Source organism: Methanolobus sp. ZRKC4 (assembly GCF_045291305.1).
Taxonomy (GTDB): Archaea; Halobacteriota; Methanosarcinia; order Methanosarcinales; family Methanosarcinaceae; genus Methanolobus.
This window is the reverse complement of sequence record NZ_CP146983.1, coordinates 60,306-75,507: the sequence shown is the minus strand read 5'-3', so window position 1 is coordinate 75,507 and position 15,202 is coordinate 60,306. Positions and strand designations below refer to the sequence as shown.

16 protein-coding genes are annotated in these 15,202 nt (G+C 42.3%); 6 read left to right on the top strand and 10 right to left on the bottom strand.

The window, feature by feature from the left end:
- Positions 1–32 precede the first annotated feature (32 nt).
- A complete protein-coding gene (locus V7O67_RS00410) occupies positions 33–893 on the bottom strand; it encodes a coiled-coil protein (protein ID WP_406655667.1) in 861 nt (286 codons plus the stop codon).
- Positions 894–962: 69 nt separating this feature from the next.
- Positions 963–1,628, bottom strand: coding sequence for a phosphoserine phosphatase SerB (serB, locus tag V7O67_RS00405; RefSeq protein WP_406670486.1), 666 nt, complete (start codon positions 1,626–1,628; stop codon positions 963–965).
- 199 nt (positions 1,629–1,827) lie between these two features.
- Between serB and V7O67_RS00400 the strand changes: the two genes are divergently transcribed.
- Positions 1,828–2,649, top strand: coding sequence for a F420-dependent methylenetetrahydromethanopterin dehydrogenase (locus V7O67_RS00400; protein ID WP_406655665.1), 822 nt, complete (start codon positions 1,828–1,830; stop codon positions 2,647–2,649).
- A 34-nt stretch (positions 2,650–2,683) separates the two neighbouring features.
- Entirely contained in the window at positions 2,684–2,860 is a 177-nt protein-coding gene (locus V7O67_RS00395) for a hypothetical protein (protein WP_406670484.1), read from the top strand.
- 30 nt (positions 2,861–2,890) lie between these two features.
- On the opposite strand, the gene V7O67_RS00390 is transcribed toward V7O67_RS00395, so the two are convergent.
- Positions 2,891–3,484, bottom strand: coding sequence for a pyruvate kinase alpha/beta domain-containing protein (locus V7O67_RS00390; protein ID WP_406670483.1), 594 nt, complete (start codon positions 3,482–3,484; stop codon positions 2,891–2,893).
- A 355-nt stretch (positions 3,485–3,839) separates the two neighbouring features.
- On the opposite strand from V7O67_RS00390, the gene V7O67_RS00385 reads away from it, so the two are divergent.
- The 3 genes from V7O67_RS00385 to V7O67_RS00375 all read left to right on the top strand — a co-directional run bounded on the left by V7O67_RS00385 (position 3,840) and on the right by V7O67_RS00375 (position 5,829).
- Positions 3,840–4,349 carry a YkgJ family cysteine cluster protein gene (locus V7O67_RS00385; RefSeq protein WP_406671501.1) on the top strand — a complete coding sequence of 170 codons (510 nt, stop codon included), beginning with the start codon at positions 3,840–3,842 and terminating at the stop codon, positions 4,347–4,349.
- A 339-nt stretch (positions 4,350–4,688) separates the two neighbouring features.
- Positions 4,689–5,435 (top strand): proteasome assembly chaperone family protein, encoded by a 747-nt coding sequence (locus tag V7O67_RS00380; RefSeq protein WP_406655659.1) that lies wholly within the window; start codon positions 4,689–4,691, stop codon positions 5,433–5,435.
- A gap of 4 nt (positions 5,436–5,439) precedes the next feature.
- Entirely contained in the window at positions 5,440–5,829 is a 390-nt protein-coding gene (locus V7O67_RS00375; RefSeq protein ID WP_406670481.1) for a DUF473 domain-containing protein, read from the top strand.
- A 9-nt stretch (positions 5,830–5,838) separates the two neighbouring features.
- On the opposite strand, the gene V7O67_RS00370 is transcribed toward V7O67_RS00375, so the two are convergent.
- The 4 genes from V7O67_RS00370 to V7O67_RS00355 all read right to left on the bottom strand — a co-directional run bounded on the left by V7O67_RS00370 (position 5,839) and on the right by V7O67_RS00355 (position 9,219).
- Positions 5,839–6,465, bottom strand: a complete 627-nt coding sequence (locus tag V7O67_RS00370) for a DUF169 domain-containing protein (protein ID WP_342303983.1) — start codon at positions 6,463–6,465, stop codon at positions 5,839–5,841.
- A gap of 36 nt (positions 6,466–6,501) precedes the next feature.
- Complete coding sequence (sepS, locus tag V7O67_RS00365) at positions 6,502–8,121, bottom strand: O-phosphoserine--tRNA ligase (protein WP_342303984.1); 1,620 nt, start codon at positions 8,119–8,121, stop codon at positions 6,502–6,504.
- A 30-nt stretch (positions 8,122–8,151) separates the two neighbouring features.
- Entirely contained in the window at positions 8,152–8,787 is a 636-nt protein-coding gene (locus V7O67_RS00360; RefSeq protein ID WP_342303985.1) for a haloacid dehalogenase, read from the bottom strand.
- A 165-nt stretch (positions 8,788–8,952) separates the two neighbouring features.
- Positions 8,953–9,219 carry a UPF0147 family protein gene (locus V7O67_RS00355; RefSeq protein WP_406655653.1) on the bottom strand — a complete coding sequence of 89 codons (267 nt, stop codon included), beginning with the start codon at positions 9,217–9,219 and terminating at the stop codon, positions 8,953–8,955.
- A 117-nt stretch (positions 9,220–9,336) separates the two neighbouring features.
- On the opposite strand from V7O67_RS00355, the gene V7O67_RS00350 reads away from it, so the two are divergent.
- Entirely contained in the window at positions 9,337–9,813 is a 477-nt protein-coding gene (locus V7O67_RS00350; protein WP_342303987.1) for an Sjogren's syndrome/scleroderma autoantigen 1 family protein, read from the top strand.
- 29 nt (positions 9,814–9,842) lie between these two features.
- Here V7O67_RS00350 and V7O67_RS00345 read toward each other — a convergent pair whose 3' ends face one another.
- The 3 genes from V7O67_RS00345 to V7O67_RS00335 all read right to left on the bottom strand — a co-directional run bounded on the left by V7O67_RS00345 (position 9,843) and on the right by V7O67_RS00335 (position 15,165).
- The gene (locus tag V7O67_RS00345) at positions 9,843–12,110 is read right to left on the bottom strand and encodes a DEAD/DEAH box helicase (protein ID WP_406670478.1); all 2,268 of its coding nucleotides are present in this window, start codon (positions 12,108–12,110) and stop codon (positions 9,843–9,845) included.
- A 72-nt stretch (positions 12,111–12,182) separates the two neighbouring features.
- Positions 12,183–13,928 (bottom strand): glycine--tRNA ligase, encoded by a 1,746-nt coding sequence (gene glyS / locus V7O67_RS00340; protein WP_406670476.1) that lies wholly within the window; start codon positions 13,926–13,928, stop codon positions 12,183–12,185.
- A gap of 448 nt (positions 13,929–14,376) precedes the next feature.
- Positions 14,377–15,165, bottom strand: coding sequence for a 2-amino-3,7-dideoxy-D-threo-hept-6-ulosonate synthase (locus V7O67_RS00335; RefSeq protein ID WP_406670474.1), 789 nt, complete (start codon positions 15,163–15,165; stop codon positions 14,377–14,379).
- Positions 15,166–15,202: the final 37 nt, after the last annotated feature.

Here is a 15,202-nt window from a genome sequence, read left to right as displayed (position 1 = left end):
AAAAGGGTGAAAGATCACCCTTTTCATTTTGATTATTTCAAGAAACCTGATCTCTGTAGAGCCATAAGGTTCTCGGTAGTAAGCTTGCCACCGGACTTGAATTTATCGAAAATATCCTCGGCATCCTTACGTGCATCTGCTTTTGCAGCCTCTTTCTTACCATCGACATCGCCTTTCTTGATCTTACGGATCTCTTTATCGATGTCACGGATCTCTTTCTGGGCTGCGATGAAGAGTTTGTGCTGCTCATCGGCGCTTTCCTGGAATTTAACAAAATCCTTGTGGGCAGCGTCGGACTCGGCACGAACTTTATCAGCTTCCTTGAAAGTGGTAATCATCTTATCGTGATAATCCTGTGCTTTCTGGGCATAATCGGAAAGTACCTTGTGGTGCTCGGAAGCCTCATCCCTTATTTCCTGGGCTTTTGTCAAAAGGTCTTTTAGTTCCTGATTGCCTTCAAGCTGTTCCTTCTTTGCAACGTAGAGCTTCTGAAGTTCGGTAATCCTGTTGACAAGTTCTCTTTCCTTGCTTGTCGTAAGAACTTCGGTCTGCTGTGTGAATTCCAGTCTGTCAATCTCTTTGCGTATGTCCTTAATGGAAGGACCGCCAAGATTGTTAACATTACGGATCTGGTCTATCTGTGCAAAGATGTCATTTGCCCTTGTATTGACCTCATCACGAAGTACCTTATACTCTTTTACCTTCTCGTTGTTCTCGTCACGGAGTTTCTTGTATTCCTGTGCTTCGTTGATAAGGTCCTTGGTCTTCTTGTTGAGTTCGTTACGCTTTGCGGCCAAAGTGCTTGCTTCTGCGTTGAGTTCGTTTCTTTTTGTCTTGTATTCTTCAGACTGCTTCTTAAGCTCAGTCTTCTTGTCGTTTAATTCTTTCAACATATCCTTTTTATCCTCCCGATCCAGCAAAAAAGCTGGCATTTCATGCATTCCTAATGCACGATTCTGGCTTTACGAGTCCAGTGCCTGGATCACTGGTATTACTGCTTCAAGGTTTTTTTCTGTTATGACAATGTCGGCGTGCTCATGTAATATAGGTTTTGAATTGAATGCTATAGCATACCTGGCTCTTTTGAAGATACAGATATCATTAGCCCCATCACCTATTACAATACACTCTTCGGGTTTTATTCCATATTCACTGGCGATCTCTTCCAGGACAAGTTCCTTTGATCCTTCTCCTGTAAGAGGGCCTGTGACCTCTCCTGTTATGCATCCGTTGTCTATCAGAAGCTCGTTGGAAACCACATGATCCATGCCCAGTGTTTCACCCACACGTTCTGCGGCAAGGGTGAAGCCACCGGATATCATTGCAGTTTTATATCCCTGGGATTTTAAATATTTGATCAGCTCTTTTGCGCCAGGCATGAAAGGCATTTTGTCAAGCGCATCATGCGCGTTATCGAGTGAAAGTCCTTTTAGTAGTCTTACTCTCTCAAAAAGTGCATGGGAAAAATCAAGTTCTCCATGCATAGCCATTTCGGTTATCATGGCCACCTTCTCTCCTACTCCGGCCGCCTCCGCAAGTTCGTCAATGGTTTCAGCATCTATCAGGGTACTGTCCATATCAAAAACAACTAACTTGATCCTCTTTTCAGAATTGTCAGTATTATTCACTTGATCAAACCTAGATTTTAAATCCCGTCATGAAACAGCATTTAAGTGCCGAGATTGATGTGAAATAAGTTACATTGCTTTTAAGGTTTTCGGGCAGAACCACTATATATGTAATCATTTTTTCAGGATGATATATTCCATTAGCTCCATTCCAAAAGTAATATATGCTACACCGCACATTGCAATACTGTGATTTTACATGGCAAAGATTGGATTTATAAAACTAGGTAACCTTGGTATGAGCCAGGTTGTTGATTTGGTACAGGACGAAATCGCAGCAAGAGAAGGAATCACCATCCGTTCTTTTGGAACCGGTCCTAAAATGGGCAAAGATGAAGCTGCTGCAACAGAGGAGCTTAAAAAATTCGATGCTGACTTTTACGTTATGATCAGCCCTAACTCAAGTGCACCAGGTCCAACCGCAGCTCGTGAGATCTACAAGGATGTACCATGCATCATTATTTCAGACGGTCCTACCAAGAAGGATGACCGTGCAGCACTCCAGGAAGCAGGCTTTGGTTACATTATCATGACCGTTGACCCACTCATCGGTGCAAAGACAGAGTTCCTTGACCCTGTAGAGATGGCATCATTCAACTCCGATGCAATGAAGGTCCTCTCAACCTGTGGTGTAGTAAGACTTATCCAGGAAGAACTTGACAAGGTTGCTGCAATGGTAGACGAAGGTAAGGAGCTTGAGCTTCCACATATCCTTGCAAAGCCAGAGAAATGTGTCGAAAGGGCAGGATTCAACAACCCATACGCAAAGGCAAAGGGTCTTGCAGCACTCCATATGGCTGACATGGTCGCAAAGATCAACTTCCCTGCATGCTTCATGATGAAAGAACTCGAACAGGTTGCACTCACAACAGCAGCAGGTCACGAGATGATGCGTGCAGCAGCACAGCTGGCAATCGAAGCAAGAGAGATCGAGAAAGCAAACGACAGTGTCTTCAGGCAGCCACACTCCAAGAAGGGCAACCTGATGACCAAGACAGCTCTCTACGAGAAACCACAGTAAAGTACCTTAATCGGTACTTTTCCTTACTTTTTTTATGGACTTACTTACTGTCATTTTAATTGCTGTAGCAGCTTTTGTTATCTTCGTTCTTTTAACAGCCTATTTCATGAAATCTACATTGTACATGAATAAAGAGGCAAGCAAAGCTGAATTGATGAATGAGATTGAAGACAAAGATAATGATACTACAAAAAAAGACGATGGGAATTAGTTCCCATTAATAATAAAAAACGATTATAGATTACTTAGGTTCTTCCTTTGCCCTTGGCATTGCAATTATTTCTCTGACCTGAAGGCTGAAGAAATCAAAGGAATGTGCAGGCCTCAGTACTACTGAAACATCAGCTCCCCATCGGGTTCCACCAATTGCGATTATCTCCGTATCTTTTGAAACTGGTATGTGTCCCGAGTCTGCTGCCATCATAGCACATTCAATTGCTACCTTGAATCCTTTTCCAAAAACAGCACGAAGAGTATCAGAAATCACGTCTGCCCTGCTGGCACCACCAATACGCTTCTGGATGGCACGTTCCACGCCTGAGAACATGTGTGACTGGGTCGTCATAACGACTCCAAGTTCATTCAATTTCTTGAGATTCTCCTCATCAACTTCCCATTTGCCGCTCTCTTTCAGGCCGTACTGGTGTGTGATTGCGATTATCTTTACATCCTGGTCCTTAAATGCCTCTGCCGCCATGAGTGCGGTCTCTCCGCTTGTACTGGAAAGCACCACATATTCTATTCCAAGCTCAGCTGCTCTTTTTGCAGATAATTTCATTACTTCTTCGGTGTTTGCTTTTCCTACTTCGTTAAAGTATGTGATCGTCTTTTCCATATTATCACCTTTGATCATGATTTCAAGTTTAAGAATAAAACAGTGCTCCTCTTTTATATATGTTTATGGAGTTAGCGGCAAATTCCAATTGCTTTGGAGTTGTTTATTTTGTTAATTTAATGTCATAAGAATATTTGTGGGGGGATTATTTTGCTTTCCATGAAGTATTCTGGTGATTCGTGGTTCGAACTAAGTCATTCGAATGGCGGGGGTAATATCAATAACCAAAAAATGTAGCGGTGGTTAAAATACAGGATTTACTCATGGTGTGACGTTTAGAAATACTCATATAGTTGTCCATTGATTTTTTTATTATGTACGAAAAAAGAACCTTAAGTGATTTACCTTTTTTAAAATAGTTCAGGAAATATTTTCGCACTATTCATGGCCATGTACGTGTCCTGCGATTTGCTGCAAAATAGTAGATATCAATCTGGATGAATATGATATAAAAATATTAGGGCAAGTACCAAAGGATAAGACCGATAAGATCGAATCCTTCATTGAAGGCGGAGAACTTCATTACAAACTATCTCCTCCTTGCCCCTTTTTGGAATCTGGTAAGTGCACCGTATATGATAGGAGACCAACTATGTGCCGATTGTTTCCGTTTAATCTCACAACTATGCCAGATGCGTTGCTTTTATTTCCATGTGATATGAGGGCAAATATATTCGAAGACTATATCGAATATTCAGACCATATGCTAAAGCAACCTTTTCCTGCAAAAACGATTGATGCCTTCGAACAATTGCATTGTTCTTTTGACAGCAAGCTGAATGAAGGTTTGCCCATTCCTATGCTAGTTATGAAAATTAATGATCTAATACCTTTTAACGAATATTTCAAATCAAGATTAAAGTAGAATCAACTAATAGAAATGAGGACAGCAAACGGCGATGAAGCTTATGTTATATTCACGAAGGGCATGTTTGCTTTAAAATAAGAGTATATTTGTAAAAGTATCCATTAATGCAAGCATGTTTGGGATTTTTGATGTACTCCGGGCTGCCTTCACAAATTTAACACTGTATCAGTGATGGCAGTTTTTTATCTTCTTTAAATCTCATGTACCAGATAAGGAAATTACCTCTTATCGTCCGCATATATGTTTAATTTATGCAGCAAACGATGCTCTTATCTATGTAGTATGTGTAATATCTTTATCAGGGAGTTGACTTAGTTCCTTTTGGAAGGTGATTTTTTGTCAGAAACAGATTACGATGATAACGATGTAAAGATAATCACAAGTGAAATAAAGTCTGAAAATCCTGTTCTAATAGAAGGCTTTCCGGGGATAGGCCTGGTCGGTAATATCGCAAGCCAGCAGATTATCGATGAATTGGAGATGGAATACAAAGGTTCTATGGACTCAAGACATTTTCCACCTATTGCCGTCCTCTATGAAGGGCTTATAAATATGCCTGTAAGAATCTACGAAAGTGTCGAACATAATATTGTCATGGTAGTGTCCGACATTCCTGTAAATCCGGTGGTAGCCTATGATATCAGCAAGGCTTTTCTTGACTGGGCAAAAGCTATCAACGTCAAGGAGGTTGTTTCTCTTGCAGGAATCGCCACAATGAGCGAGGACCATGAAGTCTTCGGTGCGGCAACAAACAATGATATGCTGGAGAAAATTAAGGATAAGGTAGAACTTTTCAAAATGGGCACGATATCCGGTATTTCAGGAAGTATAATGTCTGAATGTCTTGTGCGGAACATGTCTGCCATAAGCCTGCTGGGGTCGACAAGGAGTCAGAATCCTGACCCAAGAGCTGCTGCTGTCGTGATCGATGTGCTTAACGTTCTCTATGACCTGAAAGTCGATACAGAAAGCCTGATTGAACAGGCTGAGAAGATTGAGGTAGAGATGCAAAGGCTTGCCGAAGATATTAGAACAAGTGAACAGCCTCCTGGTCCGAGAAAGGAATTCCCGATGTATGGGTGATAACATGGAATACGTTGCATTAACCGGTTTATCTGAACGTGTAATTGCAGAGCTAAAACAGAACAGGCTACTTACGATCGAGATTCGAAACCCTCATAATTTCATGGCTGCCCTGCATTCAAGTGTAGGTGATATGTTATTACTTACCCACACAAGTCCCGAAGACGTCACAGGCGGAAGTATGGGAATAATTGCGAAATTGGTCAAGCATCAGATATCAACCCACCGAATAACACAGAGCAATGAACTTCATTATGAAGAACGTGAGACTACATGCCTAAGGTTGCAGCTTGACCCAAAGTGCACTGCACGTGTGCGTAAAGTTCTGAACAACAGAATAGGTGAAACTACAAAGGTCGATGCGGAAGAGATTCCGCTCTACAATGCCAGATAAAATAAAAACTCATTCAAATGTTGCAGGGATGTTTTTTAATCCCTCTTCTATTGTTTTTACAAATTCCCATCTGATGCCTAAAGGTACTTCTTCATTAGCATAGTTGCTATGTTTTCTGGAACCTTTGCAGCCATAAGAAATACCAATTCCTTCCTGAAGTGGTTTTGCAGTGCAATCACCGCATATGGATGCTGCACCAATTGATCTTGATTCTATGCCCTCACCAAAATGATATGCATATGCCTGTATAATCCTCATGGCACTTTCCGGCTTGAGGTAGAGTAAAAGTACATCGAATTTTCCTTTGTTCCCTTTCAAAGGCTCAATCCTTAAGGATTTGAATTCTCTTTTTATCCTGGGAAGATTGCTTGCTGCTTTTTCGGCGGTTTTAGCATTTTTGTATCTGCCGGATTTCAAATAGTAATCTGCAGGGCTGTTCTCGCTGATTCCAAGTACGTAATCTCCAGGCCTGCATCGTTGATGACTTATGAGGGATGCTTCTCCATGTCTTGCATTGTGGACAAGTTCGCAATAAAGAAGGTCCGATGTGTCACTATCCTCTTCGGATAGTGTAATGCACACCGGCTCTCCATTGTCCATAAGTGATTCAATATTGGGGAATTTACATGAGTTCATTCAGGCACCAGCATCGAATATTTAGTTCAATTCACTCTACTCAATAATTGCTCTTACAGTCGTGAAAACAGGTCCGCGAATGTCTATCTTCTTTTTGTTGCTGGTGATGAAGCGCTGTGCGAGAGGTTCAAGACGAATGTTGATCTCAGAAGGTACCTTGACTATCCTTACTCTTGTTTCAACTTCACTTTCACCATTTGCAACGGCATCCTCTATATCCTTTGCAGCCTGGCAGGCAAATGCGTCCAGGAACCTGACACCTGTCCTTGCAGAGTGATTTTCAAGTACCTTTCTCCATTTCTTGTTGTCAGGTACTCCCAGAATGTCACTCTCATAGGCAACTACTTCGTTGAACACAGCAGGTCCACAGAGCTTTGTCTCTTCCTCAGGTTCGATGACAGCCACTTTTACCGTCTTTCCGTTGATGCTTCCTTCCCATGCAGGGAATTCACATGGACTTGGGGTTGCCGCATATTCCTCACAAACCGCTACAATTGCTTTAACGATATCTTTGCCCTGGGCAGTTTCAGGTACATTCTCTACATATGTCGTCCTTGCAAGCTCATTATCGGTCATCTTCCACTCAGAATATTGTGGTATCTGTGGATATGTAAGTGAGCGGATGTCAGTTGCATCATGGAGTATCATTGCCAGTCTTTCAACTCCAAGGCCGAGGTTCATCACAGGACAGGGTATATTGTACTGAGAAAGGGCTGTAGGCGAGTAAATACCAAAGGTTGCTATCTCTATCCATCCGTCGGAGTACTTTGTGTTAGAACCCACCAGATTTGGATGATAGGCAAAGACCTCTATCTGTGTGTCAGGCACATAGTATTTGCTGCGTTTGTCGTCAGGTCTGAACATGAACTTTTCAAAACCGAACTGTGAAAGTAAACCCTGTGCAACTGCTTTCCCATGGTCGACGGTCACATTTTCATCCATTATAACGCAGGATGCAGAGTAGTATGTCATGAGACGTGCCGCATCTTCAGCCTGCTCTCTCCTGAAGCAACGATCAATGGAGAAAAAATTGAATGGTGGATTTGCACGTTCGATGACAGATGCAAGGCTGATGAACCAGCCTGATGTCATGTGACTTCTAAGTGTCTTTTTTGTTGCCTGGGGGATGAGTTCCTTGAACTCAGGAAATACCTGGTCTATCATTTCAACAACCAGTGAATCAGAAACACTGATTCCGGCAGCGATCTCAGGAACAAGGTCGTCTCCTTCCACATCTCCTTTCTTGTATGCGTGAAGTATCTTCCTTATGGTCTCAATGGCTTCATCATCGATATCACCAAGAATCTGCCTGATACTACTGATACGTTCGTCGGATATTCCTACATTGGGGCGTGGAAGTCCTGAAAGATAGAAACACCTGTCAAGAACAGCAAGTGCTTCATGGCTGAATTGCTTGTGAACCTCTCTCTCATCTACTATGAGTGGGTTCATCATTTCCTCGAATCCCATTCTCATATATGCATCACGAAGTTTTGAGATGGTGTCATATACAGGGTGTGGTTTCCCGTATTTGAGGGTCATATGTGGGTATTGGTCATTCAGTTTTGTTTCACTGATATAATCCTTCCCTGTATTCCATGCAGCGTCAAAATCTTCGCTTGCTGCTTTCTTAATATCATCAGGATTGAATTTCATGTATTTTCCTCTAAAAGTAATAATATGAATTTAATTTATCCTATTTTCAAAGTCCTTCATAGCTTTTTCCAGCTTTTGCTGGCGTATTGCGTTTGTAAGGTCTCCCCGCGTTCTTTCTATAATGGATCTTGTAGTATCCGTTTTGTGACGGAGTCCATGTGTCATAGCATCCGGATAGTCGAACATCATAAGGCAATTATGGATCTCTTCCATAAATTGAAGGTGGGATTCTCCTTCTTCAGGTGATCCTTTTCTGATAAGGTCAAGTATATGTCTTCTGAGTTCCCCGCTCACATCTCCCAGTCCGTTCAGGTATGCCACATCACTTACATTGAGTTCTTCAGGTCCGGGTATGGCTTTATCCTCATTGTCCTTGTTGAGTATCCCGTAAACTATCGTACATTCCACAAATTCCTGTTGTGCATGTTCCAGAAATCCGGCAAAATATATGTCAGGATAAGTTTGGAGTAAAGTGTTTATTTTTTCAAGCATCTCTGCGGCCTTTTTAATGAGTGAACTGGCTTTTTTGAAATCCTTGTTATGTATGCTGTACATTGCAGTCCTGCAATTACGTACGACATCTCTGGAAATCGATAAGGTACTCTCTCTTGCTTTATCTTTTTCCTCGAAATTATCCTTGATCCTGCTGGAAATTTTATTGATCATTACAATCCTTTAGTTCATTCGCAGCCTTGTATAAACACTTTTTCGAAAGCTTGCGTGAAAACGAACAATTATGTATGCAAAATATATTACTGCACGTGTTGTAATAAAAGTCAAAAACAAAAAAGATTAAAAAAGGAAATAATAATTATTACTTCCTGTGCTTGCCTACTCGTCAACAGGTATTGTTTCAAGCTGGCTGGCTACGTCCCAGATAAGGGTTCTGGTATGAACGGGAATATTAGGATCATTGCTTATATCTTCAAGCACTGATATGCTGGATGAAGTCCTCAGGAACAGTGGTTCATCTTTTTTGTTCAACGTTTCCAGAACTTCGTTTGCAGAACGCCTGATGTTTCTCGGGACTGAATTGTCGTTAGCTATGTATTCCAGCTTCTGCTTGCATTCCTCAATGACTTGCTCAAAATCTGACATATGATCACCTTGATAATTTTAGAATGAAAATAAGAGTTACCTCAGTTATTCCTAAATAGTTACGTTCTATAAAAAGACTTTCATTGGTATATATGTTTTGAAAAACGAGGAGATAAAATGTCAAATACTAATGATGATAATGTAATAAAAATATCTAAGATGCTTGAGATTGGAGGTACAATGCTGGCCCAACAGTGTGATAATTGTGGTGCTCCTCTCTTCCGTTATCAGGGGCGTGTCCTTTGTCCAGTTTGTGAGGATATTCGTGACCCACGCAGGGCCATGCAATCACCTCCAACTGCAGATACCTCTTCATCTCCAATAACCGGACCTTCTTCTATAAAAGAAAAGGAAACTCCGGTTGCGGCAATCTCTGACCAATCTTCCTGCTCAGATATGCAGGAAAAAAAACCGGTGAAGGCCGTTGCTCCGGTACAACTATCTGTTCCTGAACTTGAGTCCCTGATGATTAAAAAGATGATCTCCCTGGCAAGTGAGATGCAGGATGAAAAAGATGTCAGGAAAATCATTGATTATCTTGACATGATTGACCGTTGTATGGATACAGTGGCTAAAATGCGTGGCTTGCTGTAATGCAGATTTAAGATTGAATTAATCCTTTTTTATTTTTTATATTCGCTGCCCACAATCTCTCTGATCTTGGCTGCGGTCTTTGGTCCGATATTATCTACTTTTAGCAGTTCTTCATAATCTGCTTTCATAATATTCTCTACTGAACTGAAATGTTGTAAAAGATTGCGTGCAGCCTTTGGTCCGATATCTGATATCGATGAGATAACATATTCCTGTTGTTGCGGCAACATGAGTGCAGATTTCTTCCCGTGCATGTTCACTTCTCTTTTTTCATCCACTTGCTCACGTTTTGCTATCTGTGACAAGAGGGCTGCGGTGTCTTCTGCATCCCTGGTGTAGAATAAAGAAACACCGAAATCAAGGGTTATTGAGGCCAATGTTCCATGAATTGCATTGGGACTTATTCCTCTGCAGTTGAACAGGCTTTCGCCTTCAACAATAAGCACTGGTTTTTCATATGCTCTGGAGAGGTTTGCAATTTGTTCGAAGAGCTTTTTATCTATGAGAGAACTGACAAAATCCTGGGATTCCTTCCTTTCAACAGCTATGCGATCGCTAAGGATGTAATCACCGACTTCTAATGTTTTGACGATTATCTCAGTACCATTTCTGTCAAGGTTGCGGGCAACTGAACTGCGTATCTCTCTCTGGTCAACGACTATTTTGATGTTCTTGTTTTCACCATCATACTCAAGCAGTGTCTTCTGATCCTCATCAGGAATGTCGGCTGCAAAATCCTCTGTAATAGAATTATTTTTCCTTGCAGGCATAGCTTCCTGAAGCATCTGCATATTGCTTTGCATTTTTTTCTCTTTTGACAGGCTGCTCCAGTAATATCCTTCATCCCTTGTTCCCTTGGTGACAAGGACCACAACACGTCCTTCGTGCTTCCTTCCGGTTCTTCCTTTTCTCTGAATGCTTCGTATCTCCGAAGGGACGGGTTCATAGAAGAGTACCAGGTCTGTGGAGGGGATGTCCAGGCCTTCCTCTGCAACCGACGTGGCTACAAGAGTGTTATATTCTCCTGCCTTGAACCTGTTAATAATCTCTACCTGCTGTTTCTGTGTAAGTCCCTTGTCCTTGTACTTGGAAGCCTGTCCTACAAAGCGAACAGGTCTTATTTCTTCAATCTCTTCAAGCGTTTTTGTTATCATCTCAGCAGTGTCACGATAATTAGCGAAGACTATAACTCTTGACTCCGGCTTGTTGCTAAGCTGTTCAAGTACTATTTTCTTCACATGCTCCATTTTTGGATGCTCACAATCACAGTCTCTGAGACGATGTGCCACTTGCCTTATATATAGGTCTTCTGCCAGTCGCTTGGATGCCTTACTTCCTTTACTGGAACCAGCCTCATTGTCAAGCCTTTCCATATACATACGCAGGGCGCCAAGCCCCTGTGTTTCTGTGACCTCTACTGCATGGTTCACTTTCATTATCTCTGCGAGTATTGATATTGCTCCGTAGACGGAAGGGTCCGGAAGCCCTCTTAGTTCTCCCTGAAGTTTTGCCTGCAGACCTAAAAGGTCCTTTTTAGAAACATACCTATGGTTGTGTATGGGATATCCTGCATCTGTGAGTCTTTTGTACCTGTCGTCAAGAACCTTCTGAAGCAGGTCCTTTATCTCCTTCATCTCCGAAGGAAGATTGATTCGTTTCCACTCGATATCTTTCTTCTGGATATAGGAAGCCACATCTTTGTCAGACTCGGTTTTTACAGCAACAGATTCAATATGCAGGGCCTGGCATACCTCGGCTATCCTTTCATCTGAGCTTCCGGGGCTTGCCGTTATGCCCAGGCAGAGTGCATCCCTTGCAGTTTCAAAATACTTTTCAGCAATATAGGTGTAGGCGTAATTGCCAACGGCTCTGTGGGCTTCATCAAAAGTTATGTGGGTGACATCCTCAAGACTTATTCTCTTTGTCAGTATGTCATTTTCGATCACCTGGGGTGTGGAAATGATGACCTTTCCCCTTTTCCACATGTCCGCTCTTTTGGCCGGGCCGACACTGCCTGTGAATGTCAGAATCTCTTCTTCCGGCAGTTTGAAAACATTTTTGAAAAAAGATGCGTGTTGCTCTACAAGGGGTTTTGTAGGAGAAAGTACCAGTACCTTTCCTCCTGCTTTTTCCAAGCGTGATGCGATGACAAGAAGAGATACTATCGTCTTTCCGAGTCCGGTGGGAAGGACTACAAGCGTAGAAGCTGCAAGGGCCTTACCGGCCAGATCAAGCTGGTAAAGCCGCTGCTCAACAGCATCCTGTTTGATCAGTGGGTGTCTGATATATTCTGGCATATTTTCAAGTTTAAAGTTTGTCAGATATACAATCTTTAAACTTTTAAACCTGTGGCAAGCATTGTGAAAGTATTAGAGTACATCTCCGGCACTCTCAAAATCCCTGTCTTTATACATAAGATCGTAAAGTATCTCCTCTATACCTTCAATAGATGTACGGACCTGCTTCATGCTGTCACGTTCGCGAATTGTCACAGTATTGTCTTCGAGTGTGTCGTAGTCGATGGTTATTGAGTACGGTGTACCTATCTCATCGTTTCTCCTGTAACGACGTCCGATAGTACCTGAATCATCGTATGACACAAGCAGTCCCTTCTGTTTCAACTGTACTTCAATGCTCTTTGCCGGACCGATGAGTTCTTCTCTTGTAAGAAGCGGAAGGATTGCTACCTGCACTGGAGCTACCTCTTTCTTGAGTCTCATCACTATCCTTGCTTCCTCTTCGGTATCTTCCTTTGCAGGCACAGTTTCTTCATCGAAGGAGTGTTCCATTACAGTATAGAATATCCTGTCTATTCCGAAGGAGGGCTCAATTACGTGAGGTACTATGTTCTCACCACTGACCTTGACAGTCTCTTCTGCAAATTCAACGACATCCCTTGGCACTGTGAACTCTTCACCGTCTATGATGACTGTGATGTTGTCCTGCTCCAGTTCTTCCTGGCTCAGGGCCTTCAATGCTTCAGCCACATTTTTTGCTTTTCCCTTGAAGAGTGGTCCGAGTTTTCCCATATTCGGTTTCACGACAAACTGTGTAACCATCTTAGGTTCAGGGTATTCCCTGTAAATAGAAAGCTCGGTTTTGCTAACTGTTGCGTGTGCAGAAAGGTCGTAATCTGTCCTGTCGGCAATCCCTACAACCTCTACCCAGCCGAATCTGTCAGTGTTGACTTCTGCATCCCAGCAATCTATAGCATAATGTGCCATCTCATCTTTCTTGTGCTGCCTGAATCTCATCATGTCAGGTGAGACGCCTACACGCTGCAGGAACAGGTTGGTAAGGCCGATCTGGTATGCGAGGAATTCGTGGGCAATGATGCCTTTCTCAACAGCTTCACCAAGTGTCATTTTCTCTACTGCACCCTTGTCCTGGGCTTCATCTGAATATAGATTGACTGCGGTATCAGCAAACCTGCTAAAGTTGGAATGACTTTTATCCTGGGGATCTATGAAGATTTCAGCTTCTGCCTGTGTAAACTCTCTCAACCTGATAACTCCCTGTCTTGGAGATATCTCATTACGATATGATTTTCCGATCTGGGTAGCACCAAAGGGCAATTTTTCCCGGTAAAAGCGCGCTAATCTCAGAAAGTCTACGAACATTCCCTGGGCCGTCTCCGGACGCATATATCCCTGTCTTCCTGATCCGGGGCCGATTTGGGTCTTAAACATAAGATTGAATTCATATGTCTCACCAAGCTCTCCTTCACACTCAGGGCATTTTACCTGGCTTTCCCTGATTATCTCGTCAAGCTCTTCATTACTGAGTGCATCTGCAACAGGAACAATCTTGTCTACCAGATGGTCAGCCCTGAAGGCTTCACCACATGCTTTGCATTCGCACAGGGGGTCTGAGAAACCGCCGACATGGCCAGATGCCACAAAAACATTTTCAATGCCTACTGTGGGAGTCTCTATTTCCATGAATCCTTCCTGGATTACAAATAGCTCCCGCCATATTTGTTCGATCCTGCGCTTGAGGGTGCTGCCAAGGGGTCCATAATCATAAAATCCTGCTGTTCCTCCGTAGAGCTCAAACGAGTTCCATAAGAAGCCTCTACGCTTCGCCAGCTCAATAACCTGTTCGTATTTATCCATAAAATGTCCTCTAAGTTGTAAATGATTATTATGAATCTCTCGATATGCCCATTGCATTTAATAGTAACGAAAGTGCTTTGAAAACATGATGTTCACAAATGCCTAAACCATGTCGTAATATCTATAAATCAGGTTCATTAAGATTATATATATGTTCATATATTTTTTGCTTTGAGCAAGGTCAACAATACAATCATATTTCATATCGTACCACCACTTAATATGATTCAATTGGTCATTCTACACTTTGGCCTTGCTTTTCTTATCCTTTTGTATTTTTTAAATCCTGGTATTTAGATGTAGTTTCTCTTATTTACCTGTGGTAATTTCCTGATCATACTTTGGGTGAATGTGGATTTTTATAATATCAACTTAAAAAAAAGGTATATGTGGAAAACAAACAAAACCCCTTTGTTTCCACTGGAATAATAAAAATAAAAGTTCACTCTTATTCGAGTGCTTCTTCTACTGTCATTCCTTTGTGTGCAATTTTTGAAATATCTGCTACCAGTTTTGTCGGATCATCAGACTGGAACACATTCCTTCCAATTGCGACACCTTTTCCGCCTGCTTCCAGAGAATCATGAATCATCTCAAGAAGTTCCTTATCTGTCTCCATTCTCGGACCGCCGGCAATGACTACAGGTACGGGACATCCCTGGACTACCTCCCTGAAAGAATCGATGTCTCCTGTGTAGTTTGTCTTTACAATGTCAGCACCAAGCTCAGCTCCTATTCTTGCAGCGTGCTTAACATATTCGACATCATGCTCGGATGCTACTTTTGCTCCTCTGGGGTACATCATCGCAAGCAATGGCATTCCCCATTCGTCGCACTTGCGTGCTATGTGTCCCAGGTCCTGTAGCATCTTTGCCTCATCTTCAGCACCGACATTAATGTGTACTGAGACTGCATCAGCTCCTACCTTGATAGCTTCTTCTACTGTTGTTGCAAGTACCTTGTGGTTAGGATCAGGCCCAAGGGATGTGGAAGCTGAGAGGTGAATGATAAGTCCCACGTCTCTTCCGTATCCTCTGTGTCCGTATTTCGGAAGTCCCATATGTCCGAGAACGGCGTTTGCTCCTCCTTCTGCAATCTTGTTAACAGTTGAAGGCATGTCTATTAATCCTTTTATGGGTCCAGCCCCTACTCCGTGGTCCATAGGGATTATTATCGCATTATGTGTATTACGGTCAAATATCCTTTCCATCCTGACGGATTTGCCAATTTCGCTCATGCTTGGGTCATTGCTTTAATTATAGATAATCCTAACG

Bases quoted from the DNA above. Each gene is read 5' to 3' on its own strand.
- V7O67_RS00410 (WP_406655667.1), bottom strand. From the start codon at position 893: ATGTTGAAAGAATTAAACGACAAGAAGACTGAGCTTAAGAAGCAGTCT.
- V7O67_RS00400 (WP_406655665.1), top strand. From the start codon at position 1,828: ATGGCAAAGATTGGATTTATAAAACTAGGTAACCTTGGTATGAGCCAG.
- V7O67_RS00395 (WP_406670484.1), top strand. From the start codon at position 2,684: ATGGACTTACTTACTGTCATTTTAATTGCTGTAGCAGCTTTTGTTATC.
- V7O67_RS00390 (WP_406670483.1), bottom strand. From the start codon at position 3,484: ATGGAAAAGACGATCACATACTTTAACGAAGTAGGAAAAGCAAACACC.
- V7O67_RS00375 (WP_406670481.1), top strand. From the start codon at position 5,440: ATGGAATACGTTGCATTAACCGGTTTATCTGAACGTGTAATTGCAGAG.
- V7O67_RS00370 (WP_342303983.1), bottom strand. From the start codon at position 6,465: ATGAACTCATGTAAATTCCCCAATATTGAATCACTTATGGACAATGGA.
- sepS (WP_342303984.1), bottom strand. From the start codon at position 8,121: ATGAAATTCAATCCTGATGATATTAAGAAAGCAGCAAGCGAAGATTTT.
- V7O67_RS00360 (WP_342303985.1), bottom strand. From the start codon at position 8,787: ATGATCAATAAAATTTCCAGCAGGATCAAGGATAATTTCGAGGAAAAA.
- V7O67_RS00355 (WP_406655653.1), bottom strand. From the start codon at position 9,219: ATGTCAGATTTTGAGCAAGTCATTGAGGAATGCAAGCAGAAGCTGGAA.
- V7O67_RS00350 (WP_342303987.1), top strand. From the start codon at position 9,337: ATGTCAAATACTAATGATGATAATGTAATAAAAATATCTAAGATGCTT.
- V7O67_RS00345 (WP_406670478.1), bottom strand. From the start codon at position 12,110: ATGCCAGAATATATCAGACACCCACTGATCAAACAGGATGCTGTTGAG.
- glyS (WP_406670476.1), bottom strand. From the start codon at position 13,928: ATGGATAAATACGAACAGGTTATTGAGCTGGCGAAGCGTAGAGGCTTC.
- V7O67_RS00335 (WP_406670474.1), bottom strand. From the start codon at position 15,165: ATGAGCGAAATTGGCAAATCCGTCAGGATGGAAAGGATATTTGACCGT.